A 19,674-nucleotide genomic window follows, 5' to 3' on the forward strand; every position below is an offset into this window, starting at 1 on the left:
AGAGGGGCTTACATGTCTTATACTTTTGTAGCGCGGTAAACGAATGTCTGATTGCCGCTCGTCGGTTTCTTGCCATCCTCAAAGTCCGCGCAAACGACAATGTCGGAAAAACCGATGCTTTCCAGGATGTACTTAAATTCCTCGACTCCGTACCAGCGCAATGCAAAGCGTTGCAATTCCGTTTGGACCAATACCCCGTTACGCCACTTTTCGTATTTCAAATGACTGACGCGATATTGATGAAAGAATAAGTCGGCTTCCACCGTCTTGCTTTCCATCGTAATGATGTCGCCGTTAGGCAAGCGGTGGGTTGCCGATCCGCTCCATCGTCCGAACTCGGAACTGTTAACGTTATTATCGGGCAAAAACAGATCCAGAATCAATTGTCCGCCTGGTTCCAAATGTTCATAAAGTCGATGGAGAGCCCGCAACGACGCTTCTCGATGTTCGATCAACAAAAACGATCCGCCGGGAATGATGATTGCTTCGTACTTATGAGGCAAAGAAAGTTCCTGCAAGTTTGCCTCATACAAGACAGGGGTTAAGCCGCGTTCCTCGCATCGTTTTCGGCAGGATGCCAACATTTGCGGGGAGTAATCCGCTCCGTCCACGGTTAATCCCGATTCAAGAAGAGGAATGATGACGCGTCCGGAGCCAACCATGGCCTCTAGAATGCGTCCCGTGCAATGTTTCAGTTTTTCGCGATAATATTCTACGTCCCCGTTGAGGGATTGACCGACTTTCTTGGTTAGGTCATAGACCTCTGTGCAAAGTTCACCGTAATGACTAAAGGACATATCTATTTTCCCTCCGTCTCCAAGCACCGGTCAATACCGGCAGCTTCGTCATGCGTCGTCTCCGCTAAAATACCGTCCGACATAGTCGATAAAATTGCGAGCAGCCTTGGATAGATAACGCTTGTTATGCCATGCGATTTTGAAATGCCGTCTGCAAACCGGGTATTCGATGGGAAGCAGTTGGAACGCAGCATTAGGCCCGCCGCAATTGCCGACAAGCGCAACGCCCAATCCCGAGGAGACAAGTTTGGCGATGGAGGCCGCGTCGTCCACTCTGCAGACAAAGTTTGGCGCGATTCCCGCGGCGCGCAGAAAATCTTCGTTCATGATCTGAAAATGGAACCCTTCTTTGTAGCCGATAAACGGTTCGTTAGCCGCTTCGTTTAATTGGACGCTCTGGCGCCCGGACAACCGGTGCCCGGGAGGAACGGCTAAATAAACATCCTCGTATAGGACGGACGTCGAGCTGAAATCCGGCCTGTCCATGGGCAAAGGGGTAAAACAAAGATCCACTTCTCCGGATTCAATGAGCCGCGCCATCTCCCCCATAGAAGCTTGCGTAATGCGAAAATGAACATTCGGGTGAAGCGCGACGAACGCGTTCAACGGTTCCGACAACCGATCCAGCGTCGGCGTCGCCAGATGAATGCTCCCGTGCTCCGCCCCCGCGAGATCGGCGACTTCTCGTTGCCCCTCCTCCAGAAGGGTAAGCGCCGCCTCTACTTTATTCAAGAACGCCCTGCCGAATGCGTTGAGCCGAATTTTCCGGCCTTCTCGATCGAAAAGCGGCACACCCAAATCCTTCTCCAGCCGGGAAATCGTCTTGCTAAGCGCAGGCTGCGCGATGCGTAAATCCTGCGCCGCTTTCGTCATATGCTCCCATCTGGCAACCGTGCGGAAATATTGCAGCTGCAGCAACTCCATTTCTACGGCCTCCTTATATATTCAAGGGAATGAATATTATATAAAAAGATGTATTTTTATATATTGATTATCCGCTATACAATGAACCTATGCAAGGGCATGCGAGCCTTCCCGGGAAGACGCACTCCAATGCTGCTTAGAGTCTGAACTTCGGTTGATGAAAGCGTGGTGAACGACGTGGAGCGCGGCGCCCGACAGCAAACAAACAACCTCTTACTCCGATTCCTCGCCTTCACGCTGATGGTCTCCGTGATGAGTGCGACAATGTTTACGATCGTACTGCCGGAAATTCGAGCTGAATTTCGGCTGACTTTCGCTCAAGTGAGCTGGGTGACGACAGCCTACCTGCTCCTCTATGCCATTGGTACGGTCGTTTACGGGAAGCTTGCCGACAGCTTCAAACTTAAAAATTTGCTGACATTCGGCTTGATCTTTTTTTCCTTCGGTTCCATGATCGGTCTGATGGCGCAAGCCTTTTGGATGGTTTTGCTGTCCAGAGTTTTGCAGGCGGCGGGAGCCGCGGTGATTCCGGCGGCGGCCGGCATGATACCGGTTCGGTATTTCCCCCCGGAGCATAGAGGGAAGGCGCTGGGGGCGTCGATGACGGGCCTTGCCGTCGGCGCCGCAATCGGCCCGTTGATCGCCGCTTTGGTATTAAGTTTCTCCCATTGGAGATGGCTGTTTTGTATTCCGCTCCTGACGTTAATCGCAATCCCCTATTATCGCAAAAATCTAGACGACGAAGCCAGAATGGCCGGCCCGATCGATTGGTTAGGCGGCGGACTGCTCGCCGGAACGGCCGCGCTGCTCCTTCTGGCCATCACGAATCGGATGTGGCTTCCGGGCGTTGGGTGTATCCTCCTATTCATCTTGTTGATCCTTCGCATCCGTTTATCGTCAAACCCGTTTATCCGCCTAGAGCTAATTCGGAACAAAAGCTATTCGCTCGTGCTCGGGATCGCGCTTCTGACTTCAGGCATCGGATACTCGCTCGCATTTCTGAGCCCGCTGCTGCTAACCCAGGTCCAGCGCTTAGCCCCGCATGCGGTCGGCTTCGCGATCGTCCCTGCCGCCGTCGCGACTGCCGTGCTGAGCCGAAAGGCGGGGAAGCTGGCGGATGAAAAAGGGAATCCATACGTCTTTTACATCGCCTCCTTCCTGCTGCAGACTTGCTTCCTTTTGTTGTCGTTTTTCGCGGGCGCCTCCTCGGTCTACATCGCTTTGTTCCTGATCCTTGGCAATGTGGGCCAATCCTTCTTGATGATCGTCCTGTCCAATACGCTCTCCCAGGCGTTGCCGCAAGAGCAGACAGGGATCGGGATGGGCTTGCTGTCGATGCTGAACTTCATCTCCGGAGCGGTAGCCGCAAGCGTATATAGCGCAATCCTTGACCGAGGCGCAGTATCAAGCTGGAACGGAGTCGTTACGAACTCGGCCGCGTTCGCTTATAGCAATCTGTATTTGATCCTAGCCCTCTTGCACGTATTGATTTTATCGTTCTACTTTGTTCAATTCGGTAAGACCGACGCCGGAAGAAAACGGTACGGATCCTAAGGAGGACAATCTAATGAAAGCAGCGGTATTTACATCTTTCGGGGGACCGGAAGTGATGCGGGTCATGGAGGTTCCGGATCCGCACGCCGGCCCGGGCCAAGTTCGGGTACGCGTAAAGGCGGCCGGCGTACAGCATTATGATTGCGCGATCCGCGGAGGCTGGACGCCTTCTTATGGCGTAACGGTGAACTTCCCGCAGATTCCAGGGAATGAGTTTGCAGGCGTGATCGACGAAGTGGGGGCCGGGGTAACCGGTTTTTCGATCGGCAGCGAAGTGCTTGGATTTGCAATCTTGAACTGTTATGCCGAATACGTCGTCGTCGGAGCCGATCAGATCGTGGTGAAACCCAAGACAATGACCTGGGAGGAGGCCGGCGGCCTGACCGGCAACGGTCAGGGGGCTTCCATCGCTTTGACGGCGATCGGTGTGAAGCCGGGCGATACCGTATTCATTAATGGCGCGGCCGGGTCGCTTGGTTCAATCGCCGTTCAGCTTGCGAAAGCGTTGGGCGCGAAGAAGGTGATCGGTACGGCGAGCGAAACCAATCACGACTTTATCCGTTCCCTAGGCGCTATACCGATAACGTATGAGAAAGGATTGGCGGATCGGCTCCGGAAGATTGCGCCGGAGGGAATCGATTGCGCATTCGATACCGCCGGAGGCGAGGGTCTGCATGCGGCAGTCGAACTCGTAGCGGACAAGAAGCGAATTTGTACCTTCTTTGCCTACGACCTTATCGAGGAGCTTGGACTTCGCGTCGTCCGCGGCGAACGCTCGGCAGCGCGTCTGGCCGAGCTTGTAGACCTCCACACGCAAGGCAAGCTGCATCTCCATATCAGGCAGATCTTCCCGCTGGACCGGGCCGGCGATGCGCACCGCGCGATCGAAAGCAGACACGGCCGCGGAAAAATCGTGCTGAAGATCGATTAGGTCAACCGTGTCAAGAAACGGCTGCCATTACGAAGGCAGCCGTTTCTGTCTGGATTCGGTTTTTGACCGCCGAAAAAAAGAATTGGTTGTCTAAATCACTGACACGATGCCGTCAAACTTCACCCGATAGAATGGAATCAATCCAAGCGAAAGGGTGTAGAAACGATGGCAAGCAAAACGAACAAAACGGGATGGGTGATCGCAGGCCTCCTGCTCTCGATCCTGATGTCCTCGATGGACAACACGATTCTGGCGACAGCGATGGGGACGATCGTCGGGGAACTCGGCGGCATGGACCAATTCGTGTGGGTCGTGTCCGCCTATATGATCGCGGAGATGGCGGGGATGCCGATCTTCGGCAAGCTGTCCGATATGTACGGGCGTAAACGTTTCTTCGTGTTCGGCATCGTGACGTTCATCGTCGGCTCCGCGCTGTGCGGCACCGCCGATTCGATCGCGGAACTGAGCATGTACCGCGCGATTCAAGGAATCGGCGGAGGCGCGCTTATTCCGGTCTCGTTCACAATCATGTTCGACACGGTGTCGCCGGAGAACCGGGGCAAGCTAATGGGTCTGTTCGGTGCGGTATTCGGCTTGTCTAGCATCTTTGGACCGCTGCTAGGCGCCTATATCACCGACTACATCAGCTGGCAGTGGATATTTTACGTGAACATTCCGCTCGGCTTGCTCGCCTTCCTGTTCATAGCCGCCTGCTACAAGGAAACGGTACGGCGCGAGAAGCAGCGCATCGATTGGCTGGGGGCCGTGACGCTCGCCGGGGCGGTCGTCTGCCTCATGTTCGCGCTCGAATTCGGCGGCAAACTGTATGCGTGGGATTCGGCCGTCATCCTAAGCCTGTTCGGCGGATTCGCCATACTGGCGGCGGCGTTCGTCGCCGCGGAACGGCGCGCATCCGAGCCGATCATTTCGTTTCGCATGTTCCAAGACCGGCTGTTCGCGTCCAGCAATCTGGTAGCCATCATGAGCGGCGCGGCGTTCATTACGGCTTCCGTTTACATTCCGATCTTCATGCAAGGCGTGCTCGGCGGCACGGCGACGAACTCCGGCCTCGTGCTGCTGCCGATGATGCTCGGCACGGTCGTCTCTGCGACGTCCAGCGGCTTCATCATGAACCGGTTCTCCTACCGGTCGATTCTTGTCACGACGCTCACGCTGCTGGTCGCAGGCATCGCCTTGCTTACGACGATTCACGCCGAGACGCCGCGGCTTGCCATCACGCTGTACATGATCATGGTCGGACTCGGCATCGGCGCTTCGTTCTCCATTCCCACGAACGCCGCCATCCATTCGCTCCCCGCCGCGCAGCGCGGATCGGCCAACGCGACGCTGAACTTCCTTCGCTCGCTCGGCATGACGCTGGGCATTACGATCTTCGGTATCTTGCAGAGCCACGGCATGGCGAAGAAGCTGTCGGCATCGCTGACGCAAGGCGGCGCAGCCGGTCCGGAAGGACTCGACGTGAAGGATCCTTATCTGTTGATGGCGCCGGAGACGCGCGCGCTGATCCCGGACGATGTCTTATCGCTCGTTACGACGGGGTTGGCCGATTCGATCGCGAACATCTTCGCTTGGGGATTGATTCCCGCGGTGCTGGCCGTCGCGGCGGCATGGCGGATGACCGGCGCGAAGCACGATCCGAAGGCGGAGCTCGAAGCGCGCGCCGCAGCGCATTCCCATTAACGGAAAGGGGAAGCTCGATGCTGCGCGAAGCAACGATGCGTCCGGACCGGCGCAGCCTTACCCGTGCAACGCTGGAGCGACAGCTGCTGCTATGCCGCTCCAGCCTCCCGGCGGTCGATGCGGTCTCGCATCTGGGGGCGATATGAATTATACCGTCTCGACCCCCTATCTTGCGGATGCCGCAACGAACGAATTGGTCATTGCGGAGACGTTGTGGTACGCTTTGCTTATGTCATTGTAGTGGAGAATGGAGGTGAACTGGAATGACCGTTACGAAGAAACTTCCTTTTCACCGGTTCCTGATCCTTGTAATGGTTTCTATTTTCATTCTCGTTTCTCCATTGTCCCTTGCGGCGCTGCAGCAAGATCATCCGAAAGCATCGGTTCAGGATGAACCCTCCTTCGAGGTCGATCGCGCACAGCAAGCCCATTTGGGAATCCGACAAGCGATCTCCCAACTAAGGCTGCTGCCGACTCCATGTTTTCAGCTATTGTTCGTCATCGTCTCCCTCATCGCGGTACTCGGCGTTGCTCGGGTGCTTCTATTCCTGTACCCCACGATTTTTCTACTCCGTAAAATCTTACTGCTCCTTCCGATCAAATTCACGTCCAAATACGTGCGCCTGACTTCCGACTTATAATCGAAAATTATAGTTTGGAAGGGGTATTTTATTTGCTATTCCCTAAAAGAATACTTGCGTTCGTTCTGACGGTTCTCATTACCTTCGGGTGTTTCGCGATGACCGGCCCTGACATCGTCAAAAGCATTCGTCTCGGTCTTGATTTAAAGGGCGGATTCGAAATTCTATACGAAGCCGAACCCTTGAATTCTGGAGGGGAGGTCACGAAAGAAGCGCTTGTTCAAACGGCGAGAAGTCTGGAACAACGCGTGGATGCCCTCGGAACGACGGAACCCGAAGTGTTACCCGAAGGCGAGGACCGGATCCGCGTTCGGATCGCGGGCGTAGAGGATGAAGCGAAGGTTCGGGAAATCCTGAAGAAACCTGCCGTATTGACCTTCCGCGGGCCCGATGGATCCGTTAAGTTGCAAGGGAACGATTTCGTCCAAGGCGCGGCCGTCGTCGCTTTCGACGAAATCCAGCAGCCAATCATACAAATCGAAGTGAAGGACAAACAAAAACTAAGGCAAGTTTCGGAGGAGCTGTTCCAACAGCCGTTGGCTATCTTCCTAGACGAAACGTTGATTTCGGCCCCCGTCGTAAGAGCGATTCTGCCGGACGGGCGCGCGACAATCTCAGGAACGTATAGCTACGAGGAAGCAAAAGACCTTGCCGACACCATCAATCTCGGTGCGCTTCCTCTCAAACTAACCGAAAAGTACACTCAATCGGTAGGCGCCTCCCTAGGTCAACAATCATTGGAACAGACCGTGAAGGCGGGGATCATCGCTTCGATCTTTATTTTGTTGTTCATGTTGACGCTCTACCGCATTCCCGGCATCGTAGCCGGCATCACGCTCATTACCTACACGTGGGCGCTGTTGCTAGTGTTTTACTGGCTGAATGCTACCTTGACCCTTCCCGGGATCGCGGCGTTCATCCTAGGGATCGGGATGGCCGTCGACGCGAACATCATCACGTACGAACGGCTGAAAGACGAGATTCGAAGCGGGAAAAGCCTGTTATCCTCGCTTCGCGCGGGTTCCAAACATTCGATTCGCACGATCGTCGACGCCAACTTGACGACCGTCATTGCCGCCCTTGTGCTTTTCTACATCGGCACCGGAGCCATCAAGGGTTTTGCCCTGACCTTGATGCTTAGCATAGGACTAAGCGTCCTGACGAACGTGTTTTACTCCCAATGGTTATTGCAGCTTCTCATTACGTCGAACCTCGTCAAGAGCCCCGCCTTGTTCGGCGTTCGGGAATCCGAAATCGCGAAGGTGAACGAAGCTCCCATCCCGTTGAATCGGTTTTACGAACGTTGGGATTTCGTACGGAAGAGAAAGATCTTTTTCGGGGTGTCGGTCGTTGTTTCCGTCTTAGGAATAGGCAGCTTGCTGCTACAGGGATTGCACCTTGGAGTGGATTTTAAAGCGGGCACAAGCTTGGATATCGCGCTTCCACAAACGACGACGAGAGCCGAAGTGCAAGCAATTACCCAAGGCATTCGCTTGGAACCTGCTTCGTTTACGGTGGGCGGCGAAGCGCAAGATCGGGTGGGTCTCCGTTTCGACAGAGTTCTTGACGCCGATACCGGCGAAGTGGACGAAACGATTACCGCGTTCAAGCAGCGCTTCGGAGACGAGATTTCCTACGAAGAGAACACCGTGGACCCTGCGATCGCCCGCGAATTGGTTCATAAAGCGCTTGTTGCGCTATCGATTGCGAGCATCGGCATCGTGCTTTATGTGACCGTTCGTTTCGAATGGCGTTTCGCTCTCGCCGCGGTCGCGGCGTTAATTCACAATGCGTTCCTTGTCGTCAGCCTGTTTTCGATCGTTCGGTTGGAAGTCAACCTGCCGTTCATCGCTGCGATTCTAACGATCATCGGGTATTCCATTAACGATACGATCGTAATTTTCGACCGAATCCGGGAGAACTTGCGCTTCGCGAAAGTGAAAACCTTCGAGGACTTGGCGGAAATCGTGAATCGGAGTATTCGCCAAACCTTGCTGAGATCCATCAATACGGGCGCGACCGTCATCTTCGCAACGATCGCATTGCTCCTTTGGGGGAGCCCGTCCATCGGCTTATTTTCGATCGCCATGACCGTCGGTTTGATCATCGGGATGTATTCATCCGTCTGCATCGCCAGCCAGCTATGGTTGCAGGTAAAGAAGGGGTCGCTTGCACGGGCCGGCGACTAGTCATGCAGCCTCCAATTTGCGAAGACTCCCGCCGTTAACAATCGCGGCGGGAGGTTTGACTATTATGCGCTTCCCCTTATTCCTCTGTTAAAAGAGTATCCGTCGTGATGTAATCGACGCCGGCATCGAGAAAGCGCAAGCTCTCTTCGCGTTGATTGATCGTCCATAGCGACACTTCGATCCCGGCTTCTCTGCATGCTCGAACCGCGTCGGGCGTCATTACCTTGTAGTCGTAGTCAAGAAACATCGGCATCAGCCGCTTCGCCAACTCGATATCCTCGGGCGACGGCGGCTTCGCGGACAAAAATCCGAGCGGGACTTCGTTGTCGATCGCCCGCACCTTCCTCAAATCGTCGGCGTTGAAGCAGATGAAGCTGCTCTGCCCTCGCATGCCGCACTCGTCGACGAGGCGTACGAGACGATTCAAGTCGGTATCGCGATGATATTCTTCGATTTCAATGAATGCATGCATGTTATAGGACTTGCAGATGTACAACACTTCTTCCAGCGTGGGAATTTTCAGCCCTGAGTAGGCTTCAATGCCATGACCCGCGACGATCTGTAAATTCCGGATTTCCTCGAATGTGTGATCTTTCGCCTTCCCGCTTCCGTTCGTCATTCGATCGACCGTACGGTCATGATGTACGATCCAATGTCCGTCGGTCGTGCAATACGTATCGCATTCGATGCCCCAGAAGCCCGAGCGGCCGGCTAATTCGAAAGCCGCCGTCGTATTTTCCGGCGCTCGCATACTGAATCCGCGATGTGCGACATACTTCGTCGTCGGCATGGCAAGTCGCTCCTTATGATGTAGATTGCGTTCTCAACCCTTCACGGAGCCTAACAGAACTCCTTTGTTAAAGTGCTTCTGCAAGAACGGATAGATGACGAGAAGCGGCAGCGCGGTCAGAACGATCGCGGCCATCTTGGCCGCCGGCGTATATTGAAACTCCAGATTCGAAGCGTTCGAGAGCGTCGTATCGCCCCCTTCGACAATCATCTGTCTGAGAAACACCTGCAGCGGCATGAGTCGGTTGTCGTTCAAATACAAGATGGCGGAAAAATACGTATTCCAGTTCGAAACGAAATAAAACAGCGTAAACGTCGCGATCGCAGGCAAGGACAAAGGCAGGATGATCGCGGCCAGCAGCCTCCATTCTCCGCTTCCGTCTATTCTTGCGGACTCCTCGAGCTCGACCGGGATCGATTGGAAGAACCCCCGCATGACGATCGTGTTGAAGGCCGAGATCGCCGAGCTGAGCCAGATCGCCCAGAAGCTGTCCAACAAATGAAGGGATTTCGCCACCAAATAGGTAGGAATCATGCCGCCCGAAAACAGGATGGTGAAAAAGACGAGAAAATTGATCGAGGCGCGCAGCTTTAACCAGGGCTTTGACAATCCATACGCCATCAGGGTAGTAAACACGATATTGATTAGGGTTCCTACGACGCCTAGAATGACCGCATTTCGGAACGCCTGGGTAAACCCCGGGTGCGCCATTAAATACCGATACCCGTCCAGGGTGAATTCCTGAGGGAACAAATAAAATCCTCGCGTAAGGAATTCCTTCTCCGACGAGAAGGAAATCGAAAATACATAGAACAACGGGAACAATGCCAATCCGGCGGCCAGAATCACCAGCGCGTACACGAAGACGTTGAATACGCGGTCAATCGACGATTCGCGAATCCCCATCAGAATACTCCCTCCTGCCCTAACCGCTTGGCGATTCGGTTGACGAGGAGAACCATCGTCAATCCGACGGCGGATTTAAACAATCCGACGGCGGTCGAATAACTGTAATCCCCCTGGAGCAGTCCGACTTTATAGATGAACGTCTCGAACACTTCGGAAACTTTGTAATTCAACGGATTTTGAAGCAGGAAAATATGTTCGAAGCCCAGATCCATGATATGCCCGATCCGCAAAATCAACATAATGACGATAACGTTCCGCAACGAAGGAATCGTAATATGCCACAATTGACGCAGCCGGTTGGCGCCGTCCGTGACGGCCGCTTCGTACAAGGTAGGATCGATGCCCGCCAACGCCGCAAGGAAGATGATGGCCCCCCACCCCGCGCCTTGCCAAATATTTTGGAACAGCCATACCCAACGGAAATATTTCGGATCCGTCAACAACTCGACCGGGCCGAAGCCCCAGTCCGCCAATATCTGATTCAGGCCCCCGGACCCGCTGGCGAACAATAGGACGGTAATGCCGACGATAACGACCCAGGAAATAAAATTCGGGGCGTACAAAATCGTTTGTACCGGCACCTTCACCCATCGCCGCTTCACCTCGTTCAGCAGCAATGCCACGAGAATCGTGGTGGGGAAGAAAATGAACACGTCCAACACGTTCAGTAAAAGCGTATTTTTAAGAAGCAGCAGGAAGTCGCCTTCCGCGAACAATCTTCGAAAATGATGAAGACCTACCCATTCGCTCTTCATGACGCCTTGGAATGGACTATACTCCATAAAGGCGATCGCGATGCCGAACATCGGAACATATTTAAAGACGATGAAATAAAGCAGCCCGGGTAAAATCATTAAGTAGATAGGAAACGCTCTCGACCAATACCCTCTAGACATAGCTACCTCCCGCAGCAGCGCGATGACTTCATGTAGGTAAACCGTCCCGCGCGGCGGCAGCCGCGCGGGACGCAGGGAGAATCGAACCGTTTATTTTGCTTTGTAAGCTGCATTGATTTCTTCGATGATTTGATCTCCGCCGCCTTGTTTCCATTCCTGAATCGCGTCGTCGATCGTATCGACGGGCTTCTTGCCCGCAATGATTTCGATCACCGTATTTTGAAACTTTTGGTTCAAGGCGCTGCCCTTTTCCGTATAGGCAGGAGACGAGACGATAAATTCGTCGGCTGCGTTCTTGTAGGGATACTTCTTCGCATTGACGATCGATTGCTCCATCTTCGCCGCCCACTCGGGATCGCTCCACTTGTAAATATTGAATCGATTGCTATTGCTCCGAAGCACCCAATTCCACAGCAGACTCTGGCGGCCTTCGCCTTCCGCCTGTAACGCTTCCGTCATTTCATAGGAGTCGTCCGCATTTTTCTTGTAATGCGCGCCTTCGATCCCATTCTTGATGATGTCTTCGCCTTCGGGAGACATCCACCAATCGAAGAGCTGCAGGATCCGCTCGCGCTTCTTTTCGTCCACATTTTTGGTTAATACAACCTTAATCATGCCGCTTGTCGGCGTGTTATTGCCCCGCGACCCGTCCTCCCCGATCGGCGGCGACAGCTCGACGAACGCGGCGCCGGGTATGAACGACTGCAGCTGCTTATTCGTGTTTTGACTGAATTGGAAATGCATATCGGCGAATCCGACTTTGCCTTGCGCGTACTTTTCGTTAAAGTTCGTGTTCGTGATGAAGTCTTGATCAAGTACGCCCTCGTTGTAAGCGGTATTCATGAAGGAAAGGAACTTCTTCCATTCCTCGGCTTGGGCTTGCATCGGAATCAGCTCGCCGTTTTGTTCCTTCCACCCGTTCGCGATGCCGAACGCCGCCAGAAGCTCCGGAATGCCCAAGTTCGATGAATTGCCGAGCGCCGAAAATCCGAAGGTGTCTCGCTGGCCGTTCCCGTCCGGATCCTGCTCCGTGAATGCCTTCGCAATCTCGTAAAACTTCTCGATCGTAAACTCGTCTTCTCCCGGAAGCTCGATCCCTAGCTTCTTCATCCAATCTTCGCGAACGTAGATCGTGTTTTGGGCCGTGTTATAAATCGGGATTCCGAAAATCCGGCCTTCGGGGTTCAACAGCTGCCATTCCTCCGGCGTCGCGACGCCTTGGAGCGTCGGGTAATCGGATAAATCGGAGCTCAGATCCAACAATGCACCCTGCTCCGCCCACTGCATAAATACACCGGGGCTGTCGATCCGAATGACGTCGGGAAACTGGCCGGACGCTGCGATCACATTCAGCTTCTCGTAAAAATTGGCGTTCGGGATCCACTGCATCTGCAAATCGACGTTAAACTTCTCGTTGATGTACTGGATCGTCGGATGATTGTTATCCGCCCATCCGCCGCCTGCCCAAGAGGCCGCCATCATCTCGATCTTGATTTTCTCAGATGCGTCCCCGGGCTCGACGTTCGGCGCACCGTCCGTCGTTTCCGGAACGCTTCCGCCTTGCGAGGAGCAACCTGCCGCTATGCCTGTAACCATGAGTAAAGCAACCAACGTCGAGAGCGCCTTCTTCATCCCCTGCTTACCTCCAATGCGAATGTTCACTTCCCTTTCTTTTTCATTATAAGTTTCCGGTTGCGGGTATTTTTTCACGATTCTACGCTCATTTTGTCTAATATTTCGGAGTTGCCTTTATCCTTTTTCGGGAATCGAAGCGTAACGATGCTCCCCTTCCCTTCGCCGGATCGAATGCCGACGCCGTAAGGGCTTCCGTAGGTCAACCTCATTCTGGCGTGAACATTGAGAATGCCGATCGATTCTTCCCTCGTGGACGGCTCGGGCCGATCTTCGATCGATCTCATCTTTTCATAGAGAGACTCCAGAACGTCCGTCGGAAACCCGCTCCCGTTGTCTGCAATGTCGATCAATAGATCCCCGTTCTCCTCATAGGCGCGAACCCGTACGCTCGCATTCCCGATTTTGGGTTCGATCGCGTATTTTACGCAGTTTTCCACGATGGGCTGTAGAGACAGCTTAATGATAAGACAGTCCATAAACTTTGGGTCCACCGAGATCTCGCTCGTAAACTTCGCGCCGAAGCGAATATGGACAATATCCAGATAGCGCTCCAGATTACGAAGTTCCTCTCTAAGCGGCACCGTCGAACCAGCCATCTTGGTGGTGTAACGATAGACGCCGGCTAAATTGGTAGCCATCTTCTCGATGGCAGGCACTTTCTCGATAAAAGCGATACTCTTGATGATCTCCAGCGTGTTGTAGAGAAGATGGGGGTTGATTTGGTTTTGCAACGCTTGGATCAATGCATCTCTTTGCCTCAATTGCAGATGCATCTCTTTCATCTCCAATTCATGCACGGTATGTACGAGTTCGTTCAACCTTCTCGTCATCTGATTAAAGCTTCGGTTCAGCTGCTGCACTTCGTCTTTCCCTGGTATCACTTCCGCGCTGACGGACAAGTCGCCGTTTTCGACCCTTTTCATTAAATGCCTAAGCTGGAAAATCGGGTGGACGATCCAATGAAACATGCGCGGGATGGAAAGCAACGAAATCAAAATCAAACACAAAGTGATATACAAGACCGACTTCTTGGCGACATCGAGCCCGCTGGCCATTTCATTCATCGGAACATAAGCGACAATATTCCACCCTGTCTGCCAGGAGCGGTTATAAGTTAATAAAATCTTCTCGCCGTCAAGTTTTATGGTTCTATCCGATACCGTAAGTTGGATTCCGTCTAAAGCCGTGTCTTCTAAGGGACGTCCAACGTATTGCACGTCCGGGTGGTAGACGATCTCTCCGGCAGCGTCTACGATAAAGAAGTACCCCGTCTTCCCGAGCTGCACCTGCCCAAGAATGTTTTGAATTTCCGTGATCGATAAGGCAATGTTCAAGTTGCCGATCAGTTGCATCGTTTCGGGACTGTGAATGGGAACTACGATCGTAATAAAAGGGTAAGCGGCGACCTTTCCTTTGTGAAAGTAGGATGGGATCACTCGCTGCGTTTCGGAAAAGGGGCTGTGTATCCAGGGTACGGAGGAATACGCGGAACGCCGTAAAGAGCTGTCTTTCGAGTACAACAGCCGCTGGTCCGACGAGCGGAGGACGACTCCCAGAATATCGGAGTCATTCATGGCGATATATCTTGTCAAAATGTCTTCGACAAGCGCTTCTTGTTCTCGGTTGAAATGCTGCCCGGCCGCGAGCCATTTTTGGATCATGCCGCTCTCCGGGTTGTTTCCGAGCAACGGATTGGAGGGCAATGGACCGGCGATGGAGGAATAGGTCGATTGCGCAAGTTGGTTGAAGTAGCGGTCGAGCTGGTGATTAATCCGCGCCGTCGAGTCTTGTGCAATCAGATAAAAATCTTTTTTCGCCGATTCCGTATAGTAGTAGGAAGAAATCGCTCCCATCAGAACGATGGACAGAAAGCTAACGGAAAACACCATGGCGAGGATTTTGGTCTTGACGGAGAAACGATAATGCCAGTGCTTTCTCATCACGGACTCAGCTTCTTTCTATATTTAAGCGGCGATACGCCCACGGCGGCTTTGAATACTCTGGTAAAATAAGGCATGGTTGAAAATCCGACGGTTTCGGCGATCTCCGATACCGAAAACGATGTTTTAAGCAGCAACTTTTTCGCTTCCTCGATGCGGAGGTCGTTCACATAGCTGATCAATGATCTCCCGGTATGTTTTTTAAATAATACGCTGAAATGCGAAATGCTGAAATTCGTTACCTCCGCCATTTCCATCAACGTAATATCTCTCTTGTAATTTTCCACAATGTACCGGCATGAACGCTCGATCGCTTCAGGTTTGCCTGCGGAGACGGCGATCGGATATTCGAGATACCACTTTTCCAATAAGTTATTGAAGTAAGACATTATGGTTGAGTCCGCTTCCGAATTTGGAAAAGGCTTGTCCGAAAAGCCGATACCGAAATCATGTAACATAGACTTCAACTTGTTGTCGAGGATCTGAAGCAAGCTTACTCTAGCGCTTTTATTGATCTGATTGAGTTGGAGGATAGACTTCAATAAGTCGGAATGTTTTTGCAAGACGATCCGGGGAGACAACCCCTGCTTATTTTCCAACAAATTCTGAAAGCGGATCACGTATTGATTCAAGTCGCGTAATGTCTCCAACTTCTCTTTAGATCTGTTCAAGGATTCCGCGAAAGCCGCAAACTCCACAGGTTTCAACAAGTACTCCGATACGCCGTAACTCATTGCCTTCTGCGCGTATTGGAAATTATCGTAGCCGCTGATAATGAGAGATACGAGGGGGAGGCGGTGCTCTTTAATTTTTTTAATCAACGATAAACCGTCCATGTCGGGCATCATAATGTCGGTGATCAGCAGCATGGGCCATACTTCATGGATCAAATTCCATGCTTCCTCCCCATTGCTGCAAGCACCTACGACCTCGAATTCCTCCCCGGCCGCTTTAATCATTTCCACGATACCTTTAAGTACCCAAGGTTCATTCTCGGCAACTACTACCGTATACATATCGTCTATTGACCCCCGAAACGTGATGTGCTGGTACGTCTATCTATTATATAACATGAACGTAATTGCAATATTAAAACGAAAAATCAATGATGGTGATGCGGACCGACCGCATGGACCCGGTGTTCCAGTTTCATCTTCAAGAGCGGCAGAACGGCGAGTACGCCGGCCAAGAAAATTCCTGACGCTGCCAGGTAAATCGCGCCGAGAGGCAAGTATTCCTTGATCACCCCCACGAAGCTCATGTTGAGGACCATCCCGCCCATAAAGAGAGGGTTGAGGATGCCGTTCACTCTACCGACGTAGGCTTCCTCCGCTTGATTCAGAATTAACGTATTGCATGCGATATGGATAAACGGGACCATGAGTCCGGAGAGAAATTGAGCGGCAAGGGCGATGCCCAAGACCGGAACCGTCCCCAGTACGGACACGGCCAGCGCATTCGCAATAAAACCGATCAATAGCAGCTTCTGCGGCGGGACATGCTTCGAGAGTCCCATGGCAAGGATGCCGCCGAGAATCATGCCGATGCCGTTCAGCGAAGTAAACCATTGCAGACTTTCCGCCGATAATCCTAATTGCTCCGTAACCAAGAAAATCCCGAGCGGACTGATCAATCCAAGGCCCATGCCGCCGGCCAAGAAGAATGCGCCCATATACATAAAAATCTTTTTAGAGGTTACATATTTTATCCCCAGCTTCATCTCGCGGGAGACGTTCACCGACGAGGATGGCCCGCCTTTCCGTTCATTCCGATCCGGAGGGAGCAACGTAAGCGCCGCCGCCGACAAGAGGAAGCAAATTCCCATGATCGCGATAGCGACTTGAATGCCGAACCGGAAATAAATCAACGTGCCGAGAATCGGTCCGAAGACCATAAAGACGGACATCATCGTTTGGTACATCGACATCCCCATGCCCATCAGCGATTCCGGTACATGAAGCTTAAACAACTTCATTCCGGACGGTTGGGAAAACTGAGACAGCACCGATGAAACCAGCGTGGCGAAGAAGATCGCTTCCCACCCGCCGTATACTAGTGCCAATAACACGACGAAGATGGATAAAGCGCTTAGTAAATCGCAAATCATCATCGTTCGTTTGGGTCTCCACCGGTCGGCGAACGTTCCGCCGATGAAGGAAAAGACAAAGATCGGCGCGAACTCCGCCACGGAGATCATCGCGATGGCTACGGGGTCTTTATTCGTTTGCTCCGTTACGAAGAGCAAAATCGCAAAATTGCGAATCCAGATCCCCATCTGTAATAGCAACCCCGACAATAGGATGGACTGCACGATCCGGTTACGAAATAGACTCCTTACACTGGGGGAATGGGCTTGATACGGAATCGACATCATACAACACCTCGCGAATTAGAATGCGGCGGGTCCGGTTCATATACCGCTTAGTGAATAGTAACCTAGTCCGGGCAACGCACTTCCGCAAATGTTGAAGGACGTCGCGCAAATATTTGCGTGGGAGGCGCAAGTCGTTCCCGTCGCTACCCAAATCCTGCGAAAAAGAAAAAGCAAACTACAAGGATTTGCGAGCTCCCTTGTAGTTTGCTGATTCCTGGATTGGATGAGATCATTATTCTGATTAGTTTATCGGAACATAGCCGGATTCGGATTCGGCAGTAACGTACTTCGCCGGAATGCGGATGGTGAACACGGAGCCGACGCCAAGCTCGCTTTCGGCCCATACCGTTCCGTTGTGCGCGTCGACGAGCGCTTTGACGATGCTAAGCCCCAGCCCCACTCCCGAGTTAAACCGGGACCTTGATTTGTCCGCGCGATACAAGCGGTTGAAGATGTACGGCAAATCCTCTTCGCCGATTCCGATTCCCGTGTCCTCGCATATAATGTCCGTGTGCTCGGGCTCGCATTCGATTCTTAGTTTCACGGTACCGCCGGGTTGGTTGTATTTAATGGCATTAGATAACACATTGGAGACGACCCGAACGATCTTATCGCGGTCCACTTCGCAGAAGCAAGGAACGTTCGTGCTCTCGAACGTCAATTGAATGCCCTGCGAGCTCGCCAACGTGCGGAAATTTTCATGAACCTTCCGCGCCAAGCGAACCATGTCCGTCGTTTCGATATGAATGGAGAAGCGGGCGCTCTCCGCTTCGGACAGCCGTTCCAAATCGTTAATTAAACGGGAGAGCCGTTCCAACTCTTCGAAGATCTCCTGCATGCGCTGCTCGTCCGCCTCGTATACCCCGTCTTGGATCGCTTCGATTTGCGTGAGCATCGAAGTCAACGGCGTTCGAAGCTCATGGGTTAGATCCTCCATTAAGTGTTGCCGCCAATCTTCCTGTTTCTTTAGTTCCTTCACCATCTCGTCGAGCGTAACGGCCAGCATCCTAACTTCCTCCGGTCCCTTCGAGGAAATTCGCAATTCCCTGCGGCCCATCCGAATTTGATTCGTTTGCTCCTCCAACAGCTTGAGATGTCTCGACAAGACGCGAGCGATCCAAAAGCTTAACAGGAATGCGATGACGATGATGGAGGCATACAAGATCTTGGAACGAAACTCCAATTGTTCCTGATATTCGATCATCGTAGGATTCAACTTGTTCCGAGCGGCCAGATTCGCCGCCTTGAGGGTTCCGACCGTACGGCCGTCGATAATATACGGATATTCGTTGGCTTCCTCCAAGTACGCTTCATCGAAGTCCCGAATCGTATCGATCCAGATCGACCGTCCGTCCAGCGACGTATATTGGATTAAGATCCCGTAAAGATTCGCTCTCCTCTTCACCCATGCGATCTCTTCCTCTTCCGGCGCGCTCGCTCGAATCTCGGCCTGACGCATATCGTCCATCAATCGATAGGCATTGCCATCCAACAAGCTTCTTTGGTAGGTCGAGAACAAGCTGTCCCAATGGAACCGATGGGCGGAAGAAATGAGCAAAATAAATACGAGCGAAAAGAAGAAAAAGGCCGTGAATAGCAAAACGTTCATCCGGCGTAAATAGCGGAGCAGCCCTTTCAAAATCAGTCTCCCTCCGGCGCGGCGGCGAATTGATACCCAGCGCCGATCCGAGTCATAATATACTTTGGCTGCTGACTGTCTTCCTCGATCTTCTTGCGTAAATTTTTTACATGGGCGTCTATCGTCCGACTATCCCCTTGGAATCTATAACCTTGGACAATATAGGAAAGCTCGCTGCGACTGAACACTTTCTTCTGATTTTCGCACAAGACGGTCAGGAGCTTGAATTCGGTTGCCGTTAACTGCACCGTTTTGCCGTTTACGAGCACGCTTTTGTTAGCCGGATTTACGACGAGCCGACCTCTGTCGTATACCAGCGGTTGGCCCTCTTCGTTCGTATCGTCGGTTTCATGCAGATGAAAGCGACGCCTCAGCGCTTTAATTCTCGCCACGACTTCTTTCACCCGGAACGGTTTCACGATATAATCGTCCGCCCCCAGATTTAATCCGCGGATGGTATCGTTCTCCCGGTTTTTCGAGGTAATCATGATGATCGGCACATTCGACTTCTGCCGCACTTGGCGGCAAACGTCTTCGCCGCTTAACCCTTCTAACTTAAGATCCAATAAAATAAGATCATGTTGATGCAGATCGAATTTGCTTACGGCCTCGTGCCCGTCGGAAGTAAAGTCGACCGCCCAGCCTTCCATCTCTAGATAAGCCCTCAACACATCCCTAATCTTCGGTTCGTCCTCTACGATCAATATGTGCATCGCGGCCTCACCCTTACGCAACGTATTTACAGGTATTATAC

16 protein-coding genes are annotated in these 19,674 nt (G+C 52.6%); 5 read left to right on the top strand and 11 right to left on the bottom strand.

Annotated elements, in window-relative coordinates:
- Positions 1-17: 17 nt before the first annotated feature.
- Both RIN49_RS08470 and RIN49_RS08475 read right to left on the bottom strand, forming a co-directional pair.
- The gene (locus tag RIN49_RS08470) at positions 18-797 is read right to left on the bottom strand and encodes a class I SAM-dependent methyltransferase (protein WP_309119734.1); all 780 of its coding nucleotides are present in this window, start codon (positions 795-797) and stop codon (positions 18-20) included.
- Positions 798-845: 48 nt separating this feature from the next.
- Entirely contained in the window at positions 846-1,721 is an 876-nt protein-coding gene (locus RIN49_RS08475) for a LysR family transcriptional regulator (protein ID WP_309119735.1), read from the bottom strand.
- Positions 1,722-1,898: 177 nt separating this feature from the next.
- On the opposite strand from RIN49_RS08475, the gene RIN49_RS08480 reads away from it, so the two are divergent.
- The 5 genes from RIN49_RS08480 to secD all read left to right on the top strand — a co-directional run bounded on the left by RIN49_RS08480 (position 1,899) and on the right by secD (position 8,737).
- Positions 1,899-3,275, top strand: coding sequence for an MFS transporter (locus tag RIN49_RS08480; protein WP_309119817.1), 1,377 nt, complete (start codon positions 1,899-1,901; stop codon positions 3,273-3,275).
- Between the two features lie 13 nt (positions 3,276-3,288).
- Positions 3,289-4,206 (top strand): NADP-dependent oxidoreductase, encoded by a 918-nt coding sequence (locus RIN49_RS08485; RefSeq protein WP_309119736.1) that lies wholly within the window; start codon positions 3,289-3,291, stop codon positions 4,204-4,206.
- 165 nt (positions 4,207-4,371) lie between these two features.
- Complete coding sequence (locus RIN49_RS08490) at positions 4,372-5,907, top strand: MDR family MFS transporter (RefSeq protein ID WP_309119737.1); 1,536 nt, start codon at positions 4,372-4,374, stop codon at positions 5,905-5,907.
- A 263-nt stretch (positions 5,908-6,170) separates the two neighbouring features.
- On the top strand, positions 6,171-6,548 hold the full coding sequence (locus RIN49_RS08495) for a hypothetical protein (protein ID WP_309119738.1): 378 nt from the start codon (positions 6,171-6,173) through the stop codon (positions 6,546-6,548).
- 182 nt (positions 6,549-6,730) lie between these two features.
- Positions 6,731-8,737 carry a protein translocase subunit SecD gene (gene secD / locus RIN49_RS08500; RefSeq protein WP_309119739.1) on the top strand — a complete coding sequence of 669 codons (2,007 nt, stop codon included), beginning with the start codon at positions 6,731-6,733 and terminating at the stop codon, positions 8,735-8,737.
- Between the two features lie 76 nt (positions 8,738-8,813).
- On the opposite strand, the gene RIN49_RS08505 is transcribed toward secD, so the two are convergent.
- The 9 genes from RIN49_RS08505 to RIN49_RS08545 form a co-directional block, all read right to left on the bottom strand.
- A complete protein-coding gene (locus RIN49_RS08505) occupies positions 8,814-9,527 on the bottom strand; it encodes a glycerophosphodiester phosphodiesterase family protein (RefSeq protein WP_309119740.1) in 714 nt (237 codons plus the stop codon).
- Positions 9,528-9,560: 33 nt separating this feature from the next.
- Complete coding sequence (locus RIN49_RS08510) at positions 9,561-10,433, bottom strand: carbohydrate ABC transporter permease (protein ID WP_309119741.1); 873 nt, start codon at positions 10,431-10,433, stop codon at positions 9,561-9,563.
- Complete coding sequence (locus RIN49_RS08515; RefSeq protein ID WP_309119742.1) at positions 10,433-11,332, bottom strand: ABC transporter permease; 900 nt, start codon at positions 11,330-11,332, stop codon at positions 10,433-10,435. Before RIN49_RS08515 ends, RIN49_RS08510 begins: the two co-directional genes overlap by 1 nt.
- A 90-nt stretch (positions 11,333-11,422) precedes the next feature.
- Positions 11,423-12,964: an extracellular solute-binding protein gene (locus RIN49_RS08520; RefSeq protein WP_309119743.1), complete on the bottom strand. Its 1,542-nt coding sequence runs from the start codon at positions 12,962-12,964 to the stop codon at positions 11,423-11,425.
- Between the two features lie 74 nt (positions 12,965-13,038).
- The gene (locus RIN49_RS08525) at positions 13,039-14,907 is read right to left on the bottom strand and encodes a cache domain-containing sensor histidine kinase (RefSeq protein WP_309119744.1); all 1,869 of its coding nucleotides are present in this window, start codon (positions 14,905-14,907) and stop codon (positions 13,039-13,041) included.
- The gene (locus RIN49_RS08530) at positions 14,907-15,923 is read right to left on the bottom strand and encodes a helix-turn-helix domain-containing protein (protein WP_309119745.1); all 1,017 of its coding nucleotides are present in this window, start codon (positions 15,921-15,923) and stop codon (positions 14,907-14,909) included. Before RIN49_RS08530 ends, RIN49_RS08525 begins: the two co-directional genes overlap by 1 nt.
- Before the next feature lie 86 nt (positions 15,924-16,009).
- Positions 16,010-17,278: an MFS transporter gene (locus RIN49_RS08535; protein ID WP_309119818.1), complete on the bottom strand. Its 1,269-nt coding sequence runs from the start codon at positions 17,276-17,278 to the stop codon at positions 16,010-16,012.
- A 244-nt stretch (positions 17,279-17,522) separates the two neighbouring features.
- Complete coding sequence (locus RIN49_RS08540; RefSeq protein WP_309119746.1) at positions 17,523-18,920, bottom strand: sensor histidine kinase; 1,398 nt, start codon at positions 18,918-18,920, stop codon at positions 17,523-17,525.
- Between the two features lie 2 nt (positions 18,921-18,922).
- The gene (locus RIN49_RS08545; RefSeq protein ID WP_309119747.1) at positions 18,923-19,633 is read right to left on the bottom strand and encodes a response regulator transcription factor; all 711 of its coding nucleotides are present in this window, start codon (positions 19,631-19,633) and stop codon (positions 18,923-18,925) included.
- Between the last annotated feature and the right edge of the window lie 41 nt (positions 19,634-19,674).

Source organism: Paenibacillus sp. (assembly GCF_031177825.1).
Taxonomy (GTDB): domain Bacteria; phylum Bacillota; class Bacilli; order Paenibacillales; family YIM-B00363; genus Paenibacillus_AE.

What these genes read in the sequence shown, in the direction of transcription:
- RIN49_RS08470 (WP_309119734.1), bottom strand. Translation starts at nt 797, where the DNA reads ATGTCCTTTAGTCATTACGGTGAACTTTGCACAGAGGTCTATGACCTA.
- RIN49_RS08510 (WP_309119741.1), bottom strand. Translation starts at nt 10,433, where the DNA reads ATGGGGATTCGCGAATCGTCGATTGACCGCGTATTCAACGTCTTCGTG.
- RIN49_RS08545 (WP_309119747.1), bottom strand. Translation starts at nt 19,633, where the DNA reads ATGCACATATTGATCGTAGAGGACGAACCGAAGATTAGGGATGTGTTG.
- RIN49_RS08505 (WP_309119740.1), bottom strand. Translation starts at nt 9,527, where the DNA reads ATGCCGACGACGAAGTATGTCGCACATCGCGGATTCAGTATGCGAGCG.
- RIN49_RS08475 (WP_309119735.1), bottom strand. Translation starts at nt 1,721, where the DNA reads ATGGAGTTGCTGCAGCTGCAATATTTCCGCACGGTTGCCAGATGGGAG.
- RIN49_RS08535 (WP_309119818.1), bottom strand. Translation starts at nt 17,278, where the DNA reads ATGTCGATTCCGTATCAAGCCCATTCCCCCAGTGTAAGGAGTCTATTT.
- RIN49_RS08495 (WP_309119738.1), top strand. Translation starts at nt 6,171, where the DNA reads ATGACCGTTACGAAGAAACTTCCTTTTCACCGGTTCCTGATCCTTGTA.
- RIN49_RS08525 (WP_309119744.1), bottom strand. Translation starts at nt 14,907, where the DNA reads ATGAGAAAGCACTGGCATTATCGTTTCTCCGTCAAGACCAAAATCCTC.
- RIN49_RS08520 (WP_309119743.1), bottom strand. Translation starts at nt 12,964, where the DNA reads ATGAAGAAGGCGCTCTCGACGTTGGTTGCTTTACTCATGGTTACAGGC.
- RIN49_RS08485 (WP_309119736.1), top strand. Translation starts at nt 3,289, where the DNA reads ATGAAAGCAGCGGTATTTACATCTTTCGGGGGACCGGAAGTGATGCGG.
- RIN49_RS08515 (WP_309119742.1), bottom strand. Translation starts at nt 11,332, where the DNA reads ATGTCTAGAGGGTATTGGTCGAGAGCGTTTCCTATCTACTTAATGATT.
- RIN49_RS08530 (WP_309119745.1), bottom strand. Translation starts at nt 15,923, where the DNA reads ATGTATACGGTAGTAGTTGCCGAGAATGAACCTTGGGTACTTAAAGGT.
- RIN49_RS08490 (WP_309119737.1), top strand. Translation starts at nt 4,372, where the DNA reads ATGGCAAGCAAAACGAACAAAACGGGATGGGTGATCGCAGGCCTCCTG.